A 15,953-nucleotide genomic window follows, 5' to 3' on the forward strand; every position below is an offset into this window, starting at 1 on the left:
GCATTTTTTATGCTGATTTTATTCAAAAAACTTCTTTAAAGCATTGATTTTTGCTTCAAGAGAAGCTTCGGTTGCTCTGTATGCCTCTCTATTAGGTAATTTCTCATTGACAGAGATATAGTATTTGATTTTAGGCTCGGTGCCTGATGGTCTTGCAGAAATTTTGCTGCCATCTTCTAGATAAAATTGGATAACATTGGATTTTTCCAAATCCAAAACCGATTCCGTTCCATCTGTCATGTCATAGACCTTGCTTTCCTGAACGTCCACAATTTTACTTATCGCTATTCCATTAATTGACTTTGGCCTATTTGTTCTAAAGCCTTTCATCAATTCTTGTATTTGTTCAGCACCATCCTTGCCCTTTTTGGTGATGGAGATAAGTGATTCTTTGTAGAAACCATATTCCATGTATATCTCTGCCAGGACATCGATGATATTCATGTTTTTCTGCTTGTAGTAAGCCATTATCTCAGCTACTATTGCACAGGCAGAAACACCATCCTTGTCTCTAACGAAATCACCCACCAGGAAGCCGTAACTCTCTTCGCCTCCCGCGATAAATTCTTTTTACCTTCATTGGCAAGTATTACTGCAGCAATGTTTTTGAAGCCTGTAAGTACATCATAGTAAGGGACATTAAAACCTTTACTTATTTCCCCCAAAAGACCTGTGGTCACTATAGTACTTACCGTAAATTGATTGCCAGTAAGTCTACCTTGCTCTTGGTACATAGATAGCAGGTAGTAAATAATAAGTGCACCAGTCTGATTGCCATTTAGCAATTCGTATTCGCTTTTTCGTTTTTAACAACGGCAGCGTATCTGTCTCCGTCTGGATCACATGCCAGAACCAGCTCAGCATTTATTTCTTTGGCCAACTTAATAGAAAGATCCAAAGCTTCAGGTTCTTCGGGATTCGGGTACTTTACAGTTGGGAAATTACCATCAGGCTCTATTTGTTCTTTTACCACATGGATGTTTTCAAAACCGAAAACTTTTAGCGCAGCAGGGACCATTTTTCCCGAGGCACCATGTATGGGTGAAAATACAATAGACATGTCTTTTTCCGCCAAATTAGTTAGCGGAGACATGCTTAATTTCTTTACTTCGTTTAAGTAGAAAAGATCAAAGTCTTCTTCAATATATTCTTTGAGCGCATCATTTTTGTTCCAATTAACATCATCGATGGACTTGATTTTTAATACCTCTAAGATGATGTTTTTATCATGTGGAGACACTACCTGGCCACCATCATCCCAATAGACTTTGTAGCCATTGTACTCTTTAGGGTTATGAGAAGCGGTTACCATTACACCACTTTGACAGCCATAATACCTGATGGCATAGGAGAGCATAGGGGTTGGTCGCATTTCTCTGAAATACTTTACTTTTATGCCATTTGCGGTAAGGACATTGGCAGTAGTTTCTGCAAATAGGGTGTTGTTAATTCTAGAGTCATGGGTGATTGCAAGGCTGATTTCTTCACCTGGAAAACTTGCTTTTAAATAGTTTGCCAACCCTTGGGTGGCCATTCCGATGGTATAAACGTTGATTCGATTAGAACCAACGCCCATCAAGCCTCTGAGGCCACCAGTTCCAAATTCTAGGTCTTTATAAAAAGAATCGATAAGATCAGTATTGTCCGGAGCATTTAGTAAGTCCTTTATCTCTTGCTTGCTCTTTTCATCGATGTTACTATTGAGCCAAGCCTCCGCTTTGTTGATTATGGATGAATCTGTCATTTTTTGAAAAAATTAATTTTGGTTTGAGAATTATGTCCAAAATATAAGCATTTATATGGATTTAGCCTTGAAGTGTCTTTAGATTTTTAAATGCCTCAAATATATAGCATAGCTTAAGTACTTTTAATAATTCTAAGTTGGAATATGATTTCAGATTATTTACCTTCATGTAGTTAAAAATATAATAGTAATAGCTTATATGGATTTTGAAAAATTAGATGTGGAGCTCTCCAAGATCGTACAGTTGCGAATTAAGTTGAGCGAAATAACTTATGCAGACCCGAATTATGATGACATTGAGGAGGAATTGCATGACCTTGAAGATGATCTGAATGAGGAGTTTGGAGATGAACTGGAAGGTAAATTAGAGGATATTTATGCCACCTTGGTTTCGGACAATGATGTCCTGCTTCCTTCAGCGTATTTGGCCAACAAATACGTGCCAATGTTACCAGATGCCCGAGGAGTAATCACCTATGATGTTCAGGGGAGAGAGGGTGTTCCAATTGAATCGGAACAGTTTGATGGTCAGGATGTAAGAATTGTTCTGGTACCTAATCCAACCAGGTTTGTCATGGTTATAAATGGCAAATCGTTGAAAGACCTTTGGAGATCGAGATAAGTAGTCTCTTTAAGATTTCCTGACAAATGGTAATTAGTTTAAACCTATAATTTTTGGTTAGAACTGATTACCATTTTTTTTGATTGAAATGGTGAAAAAAATGATCTACGCATTTTCTTTAACCTGCCCTCTCCCGGGAGTGACCCCAACACTTAATAATAAATGTTAGTACATATTTTTTGGGTTCAGCTCAAAAAAAAATCAGATGCCCACGCATCTGATTTCCTTTGATTTTAATCTTCTTAAATATAGCCCATTTGAAAGGGGTATTGAACTTAACCGCCTATCCGAAACCCAGTCGTTTCCTTAGGGTAGCTAAAAGTTGATCGGCTTCTTCCCTGGCTTTTTCTTCTCCAGCCATAAGCTTCGATTCCAGGTCGGGAAGGTTGTTCATATAATAATTGAATTGCTCACGTTCGTTTTTGTAAGTGTCCAGAATTAGTTCTAGTAACTCTTTCTTGGCATGGCCAAAACCAAAGTTTCCCGCAAGGTATTTTTCTCTAAGGTCTAAAGTTTGGTCTTCGTTGGCGATTAACTTATACAGTTTATAAACATTACAAACGTCCGGATCCTTAGGTTCTTCTAAAGGAGTGCTGTCTGTGATGATAGTATTCACATTTTTCTTTAATTGCTTTTCGGGCAGAAAGATGTCAATATAGTTGTTGTAGGACTTGCTCATTTTTTGTCCATCAGTTCCTGGGATGATCATTACCTCATTACTGATACGTGCTTCAGGTACTTTGAGCAGTTCCTCTCCGATACGATGGTTAAAGGTATTGGCAATGTCTCTGGAAATTTCTAAATGTTGCAATTGATCTTTTCCAACAGGGACAAGATCAGCCCCATACAAAAGGATGTCAGCAGCCATCAATACTGGGTAAGTAAATAATCCCGCATTGACGTCCGATAAACGATCAGATTTGTCTTTAAAGCTATGGGCATTAGCCAACATAGGGTAAGGGGTAAAGCAACTCAAATACCAGGTAAGTTCAGTTACCTGAGGGATTCTTGACTGCCGGTAAAAAACGGATCTATTGATGTCCAAACCAAAAGCCAGCCATGCTGCTGCTACAGCATTAACATTGTCTATCCTCGCCACAGGGTCTTTAATTGTGGTGAGGGAGTGGAAATCAGCAATGAATATATAAGACTCATTGTCCTCGTTTTTGGTTAGGGCTATGGCTGGTTTAATTGCACCCAAAATATTACCTAAATGCGGTTTTCCTGAACTTTGTATCCCTGTGAGTACTCTTGCCATTACTGTGTTTTTGACACAAATTTAAGGAATTTAAGCAATAATTTGTGGTTATTTTATCGTTATTTGTCATTATGAAGTACACAGTGTTTTTGTTAATAGTCAGCGTTTTTTTGTTTTCCTCTATAGTAGAGGTTAATAGTCAGGAACTTGAGCAGGAAGGATTGGTCTGGGAAAACAATCTGATAAATATTGGTGCGGTAATGCCAGAGCAAGGGGAGAGGATTGCAGATTTTTATTATTTGAACCAAACTGATTCCAATGCTTATATTAATGAAGTAATTACTGATTGCGGCTGTGCAGTTGTTGCCTATTCTCAGGATTCATTAGCACCCAGTAAGATAGGTCACCTTCAAATTACTTTTGATCCGGAATCTCGTGGAGGTACTTTCTCTAAAATGATTGTTGTTAAATCCAATGTAAAACCATTAGGGGACTCCTTATTTTTAGAAGGGGTAAATGTTCACTTTCCAAGTGATCCTGAATCCCATTATAAAATTAAAAAGGGTGGTTTGGGGTTTGTTTTCGATCAAAACAATTTGGGTACACTTTATACAAATAAGCCTAAATTTAAAGTCGTAGACTTTTATAATTTCAATGACTTTCCTGTGCAGTTGAATTTAAAGCAGGATAGCGTGCCTGACCACGTAAAAGTGCGAATGGTGCCCCCTGTAGTAGAAAGCAATACCAGGGGTGTTTTAGAAATAGAATATGATCCCATTATAAAAAATGACTTAGGTTTTGTTCGCGATTCATTTACGCTCTCCTTTTTGTCAGGTGAACATTTTGAAATACCGATTAATTTATTGGCTACCATTCATGAATACTTTGATCCTTTACCGGTAAGTCAGGTAGATGAAGTGCCCAAATTGTTAATTGCTGAAATGGAAATTAATTTGGGGAAGATAGGTTCTAAAAAATGTGGTTTCACGAATACTAACACTTGAGAATGAGGGGCCAAAACCATTGAATATAAGAAAAATAGTTACCAACTGTGATTGCCTGAGTTTTGACATTCCTACGATGGATATACCAAGTGGAGAAAAAGTTGATCTTGTATTTACCTTTGACCCAAAAGGAAGAAGAGGCATCGATCACAAAACCATAACCTTCTTCAGTAATGATCCACTGACACCTACAAAGACTGTGGTTATAAAAAGTAGAATAAACTGAAATTAATATCCCTAGCGATTTCATGATTCAGGTCATTGTTAATCGATTTTTGGTTTAAAGTGTCGTTGATTACAAAGAAAAACGTATTAATTTGCCTTTTCGAAAGAATTTTTACTCGCTTTATATCGAAAATTATTCTCTATAGCGTATATTAATAAACTAATGCTTCGGCACCTTTGCATGGAAAAAAAATATCCCGAAAAGGAAATTGTAGATAAAATTAAACTACTAGAAGAAAAATTTAGGGCTTCAGGACAGGATTTATCCTCTTATTTGGAAGGACTGTTGCATGCCGATTATCTCAACTACTGGGATTATATAAATTTAGACACGCTACTCACCCTACAACAGCCCCGAACTTCTTTTAAGGATGAAAAGATTTTCATTATTTACCATCAGATTACCGAGCTGTATTTTAATCTTATCCTTTGGGAGATAGAACAAATGGCGGCTGTTGAAAATATAGGGCTGAAGTTTTTTAAAGAGAGGTTAAAAAGGGTCATTATGTATTTTGACTTGCTGATCTCTTCTTTTGCAGTGATGTGGAAAGGGATGGAAAGAGAACAATTCATGAAATTCAGGATGTCTCTGCTCCCAGCCAGTGGTTTTCAAAGTGCCCAATATAGAATGATTGAGATCATGTGTACAGATATTCAAAATCTTGTTTACCTGGAAGAGCGAGAAGACTACAAGGACATTAACCTAACTAGCATCGATAGCCTTTTTGATATTCTCTATTGGCAATATGGAGCCAAAGAATTGGCTACCGGCGAAAAGACACTAACTCTCAAGTCATTTGAAGATAAATATGGCGATGAATTGAAGGAGTTGATTTCTAAATTCAGGAAGAACAACTTGTGGAAAAAGTATGTTTACCTTTCAGATAAGGATGCTGAATTGACAGATTTAATGAAAGAGCTGGATGAGAAAGCCAATGTTTATTGGCCCCTTGCTCATTATAAATCGGCTGTTAAATACCTGCACAAAAACCCAACCGATATCGCCGCTACTGGTGGTACCAATTGGCAAAAGTTTTTGCCTCCTCGATTTCAAAAAGTAATATTTTATCCGGAATTGTGGACAGAATCGGAAATCAAGGAATGGGGCAAGCACTGGGTAGAGACTGAATTGCTTGACGCGGTGGAGAAATAGAATATGAAAAAAGAATTGCAGCTGGTACTCAGCCCTGAAGAAGCCTATAATGAGTTATTGTTTCAAAAAATAGCAGCTGAAAAATCAGGCTTTGCTGGGCAGAAAGATTTAATCATAAGGGCTACAAAAAGATCTATTGATGCAAGGAGCAGAAAGGTTAAGATAAATGTTACCGTAGAAGTTTACAGTGGTCAGGTTCCGGAACCATTGGTGAATAGTGGGAAGTATTATCCCAATGTTAAGCACAGTGACCCATTAATAATTGTAGGCGCAGGTCCTGCAGGTCTTTTTGCGGCCCTAAGGGCCATTGAACTTGGTATAAAGCCAATCGTCTTGGAACGGGGCAAAGATGTACGTGCCAGGAGGAGAGACCTTGCTGCACTGAATAAAGAACATATTGTAAATCCTGATTCTAATTATTGTTTTGGAGAAGGGGGTGCTGGGACCTATTCTGATGGTAAATTATATACCAGATCCAAGAAAAGGGGTGATTTACGGCGCATAATGGAGATCTTGGTTGCACATGGTGCCAATGAAGATATCTTGGTGGATGCCCACCCTCATATTGGTACCAATAAGCTACCTCAACTTATAACCCGGCTTCGTGAAAGTATTATTGAAGCTGGAGGTGAGGTTTTATTCAATACAAAAGTTACTGAGCTCCTCTTAAATAAAGATACCATCGAGGGAGTAATTACAAGCGATGGAGAAAAAATCACTGGTTTAGGCGTGATTTTAGCAACTGGGCATTCTGCCAGAGATGTTTTTCAATTGCTCACAAGGCAGAAAGTATTGATTGAGGCAAAGCCCTTTGCCTTGGGAGTACGTATAGAACATGACCAAAAACTGATAGATAGCATTCAATACCATTGTCCATCAGATAGAGGGCCATTTTTGCCAGCATCTTCTTATAGTCTGGTCCAACAAACTGTCTTGGACGGAAAGCAGCGAGGCGTTTTCTCTTTTTGTATGTGTCCAGGAGGTTTTATAGTACCCTCGGCTTCATCACCGGGTGAAATAGTCGTCAATGGAATGAGCCCTAGTAGAAGAGATGGTAAATTTGCCAATTCTGGTATGGTTGTGGCAGTAGAGTTGGAAGACCTGCCAACTTATCAGAAATATGGCCCACTTGCAGCTTTAATGTTTCAACAGGAGGTAGAGAAGGCTGCATGGGTTGCAGGAGGTGAAACTCAGGTGGCACCGGCACAGAGGATGGTGGATTTTGTAAATAATAAACAAAGTAAAGACTTACTGCCTACCTCATATCAGCCGGGTTTGAAAAGTGTTAATATGAACGATGTGCTCCCCGATTTTATCGCAAAACGTTTGGCCATGGCCTTGCCACTTTTGGATAAAAAAATGAAAGGGTATTATACCAATGAAGCACAAATAGTAGGTGTGGAAAGCAGGACATCCTCACCAGTGAGAATCCCCAGAAGCAAAGAAGGATTTGAACACCCACAGATAAGCAGGCTTTATCCATGTGGGGAAGGGGCAGGCTATGCAGGAGGCATTGTTTCGGCCGCCATGGATGGTGAACGTTGTGCTGAAAAATTGATTGAAAAGTATGGCAAAGCTGGTACTCGTAATTAATAGTTTCAAAGAAGAGGCGAAAAATGGAAAAAGTAAAAAACGGTAGTTTTTGGTGCGAGTCCAAATCCTTCTAGGTATGCACATACGGCAGCTACCATGTTGAAAGAAAGAGATATACCTTTTATTCCTGTTGGGATTAAAACGGGCGTAACTTCAGGAGAAAAAATACTGAATCTAAGAGAAAAACCAGCCCTAACAGATGTTCACACGGTTACCCTTTATGTAGGTCCTCAAAATCAAACGGAATGGTATGACTATATACTTTCCCTTAAGCCTGAAAGAATAATTTTTAATCCGGGAACTGAAAATCAGGAATTAATGGATTTAGCTAAAGAAAGAGGAATCACCGTTTTGCCAGCCTGCACACTGGTAATGTTAAGTACGGGACAATATTAAATTGCAAACAGCGGGGATTTAAAAGTATTTTCAATGTACCTGAAATAATTGGCTGTTCTATACTTGGTGAAAACGATACCTTATAAATACAATGGATGCTGTAATCAATGGAATGGCAATTGACTTTATAGCTATTTATTAATAAGAGCACTTTTTTATAAGCCATTATATAATACACTGCCCAAAGTAACCGGAGGCGCATAATATAGTAACAATAGCCATTAAAAGGGTTACATTCTCGTTTTTTTTGTGTATTTTTGTCTTTAGTTTAGTTTAAAATATTTGAATTTGAAATGGCACTTCTTTTGCCATAAAGTCTAACTATGAGTCAGGAAAAAGCGTCGTCGAATAAAAGCGATTATTCAGCCCAGAATATTCAGGTGTTGGAAGGGTTGGAAGCGGTTAGAAAAAGACCCGCCATGTACATTGGTGACATAGGTGTTAAAGGGTTACATCATTTGATTTGGGAGGTAGTAGATAACTCCATTGATGAAGCACTAGCCGGTCAATGTGACACCATTTCAGTCACTGTTCATGAGGACAATTCTGTTTCGGTACAGGATAACGGTAGGGGTATACCTACAGAGTTTCACAAGAAAGAAAACAGGTCCGCTCTAGAGGTGGTAATGACTGTTTTACACGCTGGTGGTAAGTTTGATAAAGATACTTATAAAGTATCTGGCGGACTTCACGGAGTGGGTGTTTCATGTGTGAATGCCCTTTCCTCTCTCATGACTGTAACAGTCAAAAGAGATGGAAAAGTACATGAACAGGAATATGTTAGAGGTGTTCCTCAATATGTGGTTAGGGAGATAGGGAAAACAGATGATCGTGGAACCCATGTCCATTTTAAGCCTGATCATGAGATATTTCAGGTGTTGGAATACAAGTACGAAACAATTGCAAACCGTTTACGTGAGATGGCCTTCTTAAATGCAGGCATTAATATATCTTTAAAAGATCTTAGAGAAAAAGATGATGACGGTAACTTCAGAACTGATAATTTCTATTCTGAAGGTGGTTTGGTTGAGTTTGTTGAGTACTTGGATGAAAACAAACAAAAGATAATTGAAAAACCAATATATATAGAGTCTGAAAAGAATGGTGTGCCTGTTCAGGTTGCCATGGGCTACAATAACTCCTATACAGAGAATGTTGTTTCCTATGTTAACACCATTAACACTTATGAAGGTGGTACACACGTTTCAGGTTTTAGAAGAGCACTTACCCGAACGCTTAAAAGCTATGCTGATAAATCAGGAATGCTTGATAAGTTGAAGCTGGAAATTTCAGGTGATGATTTCCGAGAGGGACTTACAGCTGTGATTTCAGTAAAAGTGGCAGAGCCGCAGTTTGAAGGGCAAACCAAAACCAAGCTGGGTAACTCTGACGTAACAGGAGCTGTAGATGCTTCAGTTTCAGAAACACTGCAATTTTGGCTTTTAGAACATCCTAAAGAGGCTAAAATAATAATTGGTAAAGTAGTGCTGGCAGCTCAGGCCAGACATGCAGCCAAAAAGGCCCGTGAGATGGTTCAGCGTAAGAACGTACTTGGCGGTGGTGGACTTCCTGGGAAATTGGCCGATTGTGCTAATTCAGATCCTGCTGTTTGCGAATTGTACCTGGTGGAAGGGGACTCGGCTGGTGGTTCAGCTAAGCAAGGAAGAGATAGAGATTTCCAAGCGATATTGCCTTTGAAAGGAAAAATATTAAACGTAGAAAAAGCGCATGAGCATAAAATCTACGACAATGAGGAAATCAAAAATATATTAACAGCTCTAGGTGTCAAATTCGGTACCGTAGATAACGAAAAGGAATTGGATTTATCTAAACTCCGTTATCATAAAATCATCATTATGACGGATGCTGATATTGATGGTTCTCATATTAGAACACTAATTCTTACCTTGTTCTTTAGGTACATGAGAAGCCTGATTGAACATGGGTACCTTTACATTGCTCTTCCACCATTTTATCTTCTGAAAAGAGGGAAAGATGAAAGATATATCTGGACTGAGGAAGAAAGACAAAGAGCAATCAAGGAGATGGCTCCTGATGGTAAAGAAGATAGTGTGGGTATTCAAAGGTACAAAGGACTTGGAGAAATGAATCCTGAGCAACTTTGGACTACAACTATGGACCCTGAGACCAGGACTTTGAAAAGAGTAACCATTGATTCCGCTGCAGAAGCTGATCATCTATTTAGTATGCTAATGGGTGACGAAGTGGCTCCTCGTAGAGAGTTTATTGAGAAGAATGCTAAGTATGCCAAAATTGATACCTGATGGTTGCCTAATGGTTTTCCGTTAAGAATAAAAAAAGGGCTAAATGCCCTTTTTTTATTCTCTAAATAATTTAGTATCATTGATCAACTTTTTCCCATTTTAATGAAATAAACATGAAACTGATCCAACTCGATAAAATTGAAGAAACCATTAATAACAGTAAATTAATCAGCAGAGACCTTAGCTGGTTAAAATTTAATGACCGGGTTGTTGATCAAATTAAAAAAGACAAACGGAATATTTTCGAGAAATTTAAATTTCTCGCAATTGCAGCTTCTAATCTTGATGAATTTTTTATGATCAGGGTTGGCTCTTTGTACAATTACCTCGACTATGATAAAGTAAGAATAGACTATTCTGGCTTGCGAGAAGATAGCTTCAAGAAGAAGCTAATGATTGAATCCCAGATTTTCCACAACAAGCTTCAGCGACAGTTTGTAGATGAATTGCTTACGACTACCAAAGACGCTGGTTTTCAATTAAGCAATGTGCGTAATCTTTTGGCGGAAGAGCAAAAGACAATTGAAGATTATTTTTACAAGGCAGTTTACCCTATGTTGACGCCTATGGTCTTTGATGGTTACCATACCTTTCCCATTTTGATGAACAAACTGTTGATTTTTGGGGTGGTAACTATAGGCCCCGGAGAGAAGAAAGACAATAAGAAACTGTCATTTGTGCAGATACCTTCCAATATCCCAAGGTTTTTTGAGTTGGAAAGGGAGGACATGACCATCTGTGTGCCAATAGAAGAAATGATAAGGGAACATATTGTCTCCTTGTTTAGAAATGTAAACATTGAATCAATAAACCTTTTCAGGATCACAAGAAATGGAGATTTTACCTTAGAGGAAAGTGAAGACATGGATTCCAATTTCTTGGAGGAAGTGAAACGGAAACTCAATGAGCGTAAGACAGGAAGGGTTGTTCGGATTGAGATTGAGGAAGGCTATAGCAAGTACATGGTCAATTTGCTAAAACAGCGGTGGACACTCAATGATGACAGTATATTTAAAATTGAGCGTAAAAGTCTAATGGACTTTACCGGCTTATGGCAGGTGATTGGTAACAAGCGCTTCAAAGATAAAATCCCAGCTATCCACGATCCAATTCCACCATTGTCCTATCCTGAAGCTGCATCTGAAGACATCTTCCAAGTGCTAAAGAACAAGGATGTTTTGCTACATCATCCATACAATGATATGGAGCCGATACTTGAGCTTCTGGATAAGGCTGCAGATGACCCGCATGTAATGGCCATCAAGATGACGATTTACCGCCTTGCGAAAAATTCAAGAATTGTTGGGGCTTTACTAAAAGCGGTAGAAAATGGCAAGCACGTCTCCGTATTGTTTGAGGTTAAAGCTAGGTTTGATGAGGAAAATAATATCAGGGAAGCAAAAAAGATGCAGAAAGCAGGCTGTTTTGTAATCTATGGTGTTAGTAATTTTAAGACCCACACAAAATTACTTCTGATTGTTAAAAAAGAAGAAAATAGAGTTACCCGTTATGTTCATTTAGGCTCAGGGAATTATAATGAAGAGACCAGTCGTATTTATACGGATATTGGACTTTTAACGACAGACGAGACCCTTGCCAATGATGTGTCTGAGTTTTTCAATGTAATCACCGGACATTCAGCTCCTACAAGCTATAAAAACCTTATCACCTCACCACGTGATATGCGGAATAATCTGATAGAATTCATTAATATCGAATCAGAAAATGCAAGCAAAGGACTGCCTTCTGGGATATTTATAAAAATCAATTCTCTGGAAGATTCTGAATTCATCCACGCGCTTTATAGTGCATCTCAGGCTGGAGTGCCTGTTAAATTGATCGTGCGTGGCATCTGTTGCTTGAGGCCTGGTAGGAAAGGTTTGAGTGAAAATATTGAGGTGATCTCAATTGTAGGAGATTTCCTAGAGCATTCTAGAATTTATCATTTCCATAACAATGGTGATCCTACGATTTATGTTGGTAGTGCTGATGCCATGGTTAGGAGTTTTGATAAAAGACTTGAGTCCTTGTTTAAGGTGGAAAATCAATTTCTACAGAAGCAGTTAATGAATATCTTAAAGTATAACCTTTTGGATAATGAAAATGCCTATGTAATGCAGGAGGATGGAAAATACCTCCCTAAGAAACCAAAAGAAGGGGAAGAAATCTTTAATATTCACCAAAGGTTTTTTGAACTGGAACCAGAGATGATCGAAAATGTGAAATTGATTGATTGAAACAATTAATTAATCCCAGGTCTTCAAATCGCCACAATCTATAGGTTGTGGCGATTTTTTTTAGGAAGTGCTTGCATTAACTGATAGATTGGTCACCGTACATGTCTGCCGGCAATTCGGCTTTACTGCATTGGATCCACAAGAAGATTATTTCTTCCTTCCAACAGCTAATAAAACAAAACCAGCAATTACAGCAATTCCTCCTGCATAAGGTGGCCAGGCTACACTTTGTTCTTTGTCAGCGCTTAATTTCAATGGTCCAGCATCTATTACTGTCTCTTCGGTAGTGAACGAAAATCCAGTCATTAAAAACATGGCGATGCCTGCAATAATCAAAACTATTCCTAAAATTTTCATTTTTCTAAAGTTTGGTTTCAATTTTTAGTATACAAATAGCTTACCAAATTTAAAATAAGAATGATTCAAGCATCCTTCTTTTCACATTTTCTCGTATCTCCCTTTAGATAATTTTCTTTTAAGTTTAAAAAATTAATAAAGCCAATAATCAATAAAATCACACTTATCATAAAAGAGAAATACCCAAGACTTTTTACATTTTCGAGGTCATTGACTTTCATTAAAGCTGTTCCACTCACAATGAAGTATAAACTCGTCCTTATATAAGCTAAAAGCGTACGGTCATTGGCGAGCTTTGTTCGTTGCCTTGCTAAAAAATCTCTAACAATCAGTGTTTCTTCTGTTTGATTTTCCATAAATTTGCGATTCGTTTCGATTTTCTAATGAATTTAAAATTTTATTTCCAACTTTTAGTTTAGGGGATGTTTAAAATTAAACGCTAGGTCTCGAAATTATTTAGAATAAAACACATAATAATAAAATCTAATAAAAAAAAGCATGAAAAATTTTCTACTAACCTTATTGGTTTTTGTCGTAACAACAACGGTTATAACAGCCCAAGTGGTTTCAGACTCGTTGGCGCAAATACCTGCAGATACCACTTATTGGCAATCTGAATTTAGCGCTGGCTTAAATTTCAATCAGGCCGGCTTTAGCAGTAATTGGAAAGCAGGAGGGGTCAACTCCGTGGCATTTGGGAGTATAATAGCTGGGAAAGCACTCTATCAGAAAGACAGGATTTCCTGGGACAATGAATTGGAGCTTCTTTTTGGGATTGTCCGCAATGAAGGTGAAGGAACAAGAAAATCCAATGACAGAATATTTCTAGATTCAAAAGTAGGTTACCAATTGAATAAAAATTGGTCAAGTTACTTTTCTGTAAATTACCTTTCACAATTTGCTGAAGGGTATAAATACAATGATGATGATACGCAATCATTGATTTCTAAATTCATGGCTCCAGGCTATTTAACATCTTCTCTTGGGTTTGAATTTAAACCTAGTAAAGAATTCTTTTTGAGAATAGGTCCCTTCTCACCAAGGTTTACTTTTATGTCGGATAACCAGATTATAAACAATGTGCCATCTAATTATGGTGTTCTACCTGGTGATAAAGTAAGAATAGAATGGTTGGCAATGCAAGTGTTTGCCAGTTTAGATAAAGATCTATCTGAGAATCTAAACCTTAAGTCTCGGTACACAATGTTTGCTAATTACGAGACCCTTTCAATGAAAAACATTGACCACAGACTAGATTTAACACTTACAGCAAAAATATCAAACATCATAAACGTAACCTTCACGGGAATATCTCTTTATGATATCGATCAGGATGCTGCAATTCAGTATAGTCAAGGCCTTTCATTAGGCATATTGTATAAAGTAGGTAACAAAAAATAGATAATTCACCATATTTTATCTTCAAAATTTGGTTTTTAATCAGTTATTGTTAATTTTGTTTGTATTATGGTAGTTAAATAATAGTTGGTTTAGTTTTCAAAATAAAAAGCAGGAGATATTCTCCTGCTTTTTTATTTTATAGCTGTTTTTTTCAATAAAGGCGTTAATAATTCGCTGAATGCGTATTTAGCAATATGATTCTCGGTCCTTGCTCAGGATGAAATGTGTTTTCGAAAATAGTAGTGTGGGATTGTTTCTGGATTGATCCAATTCGAAATTGATTGGCTATTTCCTATTTTGGATTTGAGGTAAAGTTAAATTCCATTGTGTTTTTTTTGCACAAAAAAAAGCTATGAAACAATGTCTCATAGCTTTAGTCAATTAACAATAAACCCAAAATAACCTGCTGTAGGAGAAGGAGTTGAACCTCCACGGAGCAGTTAGGAAAAATACGAGCTCGCTATTTTCTTTGTTCTGTGATCTCCACCCTCGAGACAGGAGGGCATGTCTGCCAGTTTCATCATCCTACAGTATAAGAGACCATTTGTCTCTGTTTGATATTTCAAAGGTAATATTTTACCTCGGTTTTTAAAAATATGATAATAAATAAATTGAAAAAATACATTGTATTTAATATTGGGCAATAATAATTATAAATATGGTAAAACGAATGGATTTTTATCTGCTTTTATTGACGATTTATAAAAGACAGGCTTATTATTTTGGTTATCTTAGAAGTTGAATGTAAAGATTACAATGGAAGAACCTATCAAAACGTACGAAATGCCGGAGATAACCAACAAAAGGCCATTTCAAATTTATGAGGTACAAGGGAAAACCATACAAAACAGAACCTATCCTCATGAGACTGATAGGCCACATCGGCATAAGTATTATGAAATATGTGTTTTTGTAAATGGTGCCGGAAAGCATGAGATAGATTTCAATGACCATTCCATTCATTCGCAAAGTGTACATTTCCTTTCACCTGGACAGGTTCATAAAATCAGTAGAGAAAATGATTATCATGGGTATTTAATGGTTTTTTCCAGAGAATTTTATGCCTTAGATACCAAAAATGAAGAATTCCTTTTTCAACTTCCCTATTTTAATAACCCCACCTTAGTACCTATTCTCAACTTAAATTCGGTTGATTTCAAGGACATTACCGATTTGATAGAGACGATTAGCAAAGAGTACAAACAATGGAACAGTTTTACCACCGACATTTTAAACAATTACCTCCAGATTTTCCTGATTAAGTGTAAACAGTATTACCTTAGGTACTTTGCGGACAAAAAAAACACACTTGATCCGGATTTCGCCCTGGTCCAACAGTTTAATGCATTGGTTGAGCACAAGTTTAGGCAAGTACATCAGGTTCAGGATTTTGCAGAAATGATGAGCCTTGCGCCGAGTATCCTAAACAAGCATGTTAAGAAAATTACGGGTATGACCGCCGGAGAGGTCATTTTGGAGCGTTTGATGCTTCAGGCAAAGAGGTATCTTATCTATACAGACCTTTCGAATAAGGAAATTGCCTATCAGTTGAATTACCAGGATCCTTCTTATTTTAGTAGAATTTTCAAGAAAAAAACAGGCGTTTCTCCGTCTGAGTTTAGGTCGCTAGAAAACGAAAAGTACCAGCATTAGATTGAATTATGCTTTTATATTTGATAAAATTTAAGATATCTTTAACTTCTTAAACAAAAAGTGCATGGTTTGACAGACTGAGATT

General features: G+C 37.4%; 11 protein-coding genes and 3 pseudogenes. 10 read left to right on the forward strand and 4 right to left on the reverse strand.

The annotated features are described in order from the left end of the window. Nucleotides 1-18: 18 nt before the first annotated feature. Nucleotides 19-1,744 (reverse strand): annotated as a pseudogene (locus ADICYQ_RS15275) (phospho-sugar mutase). A gap of 199 nt (nt 1,745-1,943) precedes the next feature. Here ADICYQ_RS15275 and ADICYQ_RS15280 point away from each other — a divergent pair. After that, the gene (locus ADICYQ_RS15280; RefSeq protein WP_020892394.1) at nt 1,944-2,366 is read left to right on the forward strand and encodes a hypothetical protein; all 423 of its coding nucleotides are present in this window, start codon (nt 1,944-1,946) and stop codon (nt 2,364-2,366) included. A 283-nt stretch (nt 2,367-2,649) separates the two neighbouring features. Here ADICYQ_RS15280 and trpS read toward each other — a convergent pair whose 3' ends face one another. Beyond that, a complete protein-coding gene (gene trpS, locus ADICYQ_RS15285; RefSeq protein ID WP_020892395.1) occupies nt 2,650-3,624 on the reverse strand; it encodes a tryptophan--tRNA ligase in 975 nt (324 codons plus the stop codon). A 71-nt stretch (nt 3,625-3,695) separates the two neighbouring features. Here trpS and ADICYQ_RS15290 point away from each other — a divergent pair, with 71 nt between their 5' ends. The 7 genes and pseudogenes from ADICYQ_RS15290 (at nt 3,696) to ppk1 (ending at nt 12,457) form a co-directional block, all read left to right on the forward strand. Further along, nucleotides 3,696-4,568: a DUF1573 domain-containing protein gene (locus ADICYQ_RS15290; protein ID WP_051160239.1), complete on the forward strand. Its 873-nt coding sequence runs from the start codon at nt 3,696-3,698 to the stop codon at nt 4,566-4,568. Between the two features lie 19 nt (nt 4,569-4,587). Continuing rightward, a complete protein-coding gene (locus ADICYQ_RS26845) occupies nt 4,588-4,794 on the forward strand; it encodes a DUF1573 domain-containing protein (RefSeq protein WP_235114712.1) in 207 nt (68 codons plus the stop codon). A 180-nt stretch (nt 4,795-4,974) separates the two neighbouring features. Next, nucleotides 4,975-5,946 carry a tryptophan 2,3-dioxygenase family protein gene (locus ADICYQ_RS15295; protein WP_040416574.1) on the forward strand — a complete coding sequence of 324 codons (972 nt, stop codon included), beginning with the start codon at nt 4,975-4,977 and terminating at the stop codon, nt 5,944-5,946. 3 nt (nt 5,947-5,949) lie between these two features. Then, on the forward strand, nt 5,950-7,539 hold the full coding sequence (locus ADICYQ_RS15300) for an NAD(P)/FAD-dependent oxidoreductase (RefSeq protein WP_020892399.1): 1,590 nt from the start codon (nt 5,950-5,952) through the stop codon (nt 7,537-7,539). A 36-nt stretch (nt 7,540-7,575) separates the two neighbouring features. Next, nucleotides 7,576-7,935 (forward strand): annotated as a pseudogene (locus ADICYQ_RS15305) (CoA-binding protein); the annotation flags it as partial. A 323-nt stretch (nt 7,936-8,258) separates the two neighbouring features. Further along, nucleotides 8,259-10,220 (forward strand): DNA topoisomerase (ATP-hydrolyzing) subunit B, encoded by a 1,962-nt coding sequence (gene gyrB, locus ADICYQ_RS15310; protein ID WP_020892401.1) that lies wholly within the window; start codon nt 8,259-8,261, stop codon nt 10,218-10,220. A 113-nt stretch (nt 10,221-10,333) separates the two neighbouring features. Beyond that, entirely contained in the window at nt 10,334-12,457 is a 2,124-nt protein-coding gene (ppk1, locus tag ADICYQ_RS15315) for a polyphosphate kinase 1 (RefSeq protein ID WP_020892402.1), read from the forward strand. 147 nt (nt 12,458-12,604) lie between these two features. Here the strand turns inward: ppk1 and ADICYQ_RS15320 are convergent, their stop codons facing one another. Beyond that, a complete protein-coding gene (locus ADICYQ_RS15320) occupies nt 12,605-12,814 on the reverse strand; it encodes a hypothetical protein (protein ID WP_020892403.1) in 210 nt (69 codons plus the stop codon). An 81-nt stretch (nt 12,815-12,895) separates the two neighbouring features. Next, nucleotides 12,896-13,170 (reverse strand): annotated as a pseudogene (locus ADICYQ_RS15325) (DUF202 domain-containing protein). Between the two features lie 142 nt (nt 13,171-13,312). Here ADICYQ_RS15325 and ADICYQ_RS15330 point away from each other — a divergent pair. Both ADICYQ_RS15330 and ADICYQ_RS15335 read left to right on the forward strand, forming a co-directional pair. Next, a complete protein-coding gene (locus ADICYQ_RS15330) occupies nt 13,313-14,215 on the forward strand; it encodes a DUF3078 domain-containing protein (protein ID WP_020892405.1) in 903 nt (300 codons plus the stop codon). A 756-nt stretch (nt 14,216-14,971) separates the two neighbouring features. Next, entirely contained in the window at nt 14,972-15,868 is an 897-nt protein-coding gene (locus tag ADICYQ_RS15335; RefSeq protein ID WP_020892406.1) for an AraC family transcriptional regulator, read from the forward strand. Nucleotides 15,869-15,953: the final 85 nt, after the last annotated feature.

This window comes from Cyclobacterium qasimii M12-11B (assembly GCF_000427295.1).
Taxonomy (GTDB): Bacteria; Bacteroidota; Bacteroidia; order Cytophagales; family Cyclobacteriaceae; genus Cyclobacterium; species Cyclobacterium qasimii.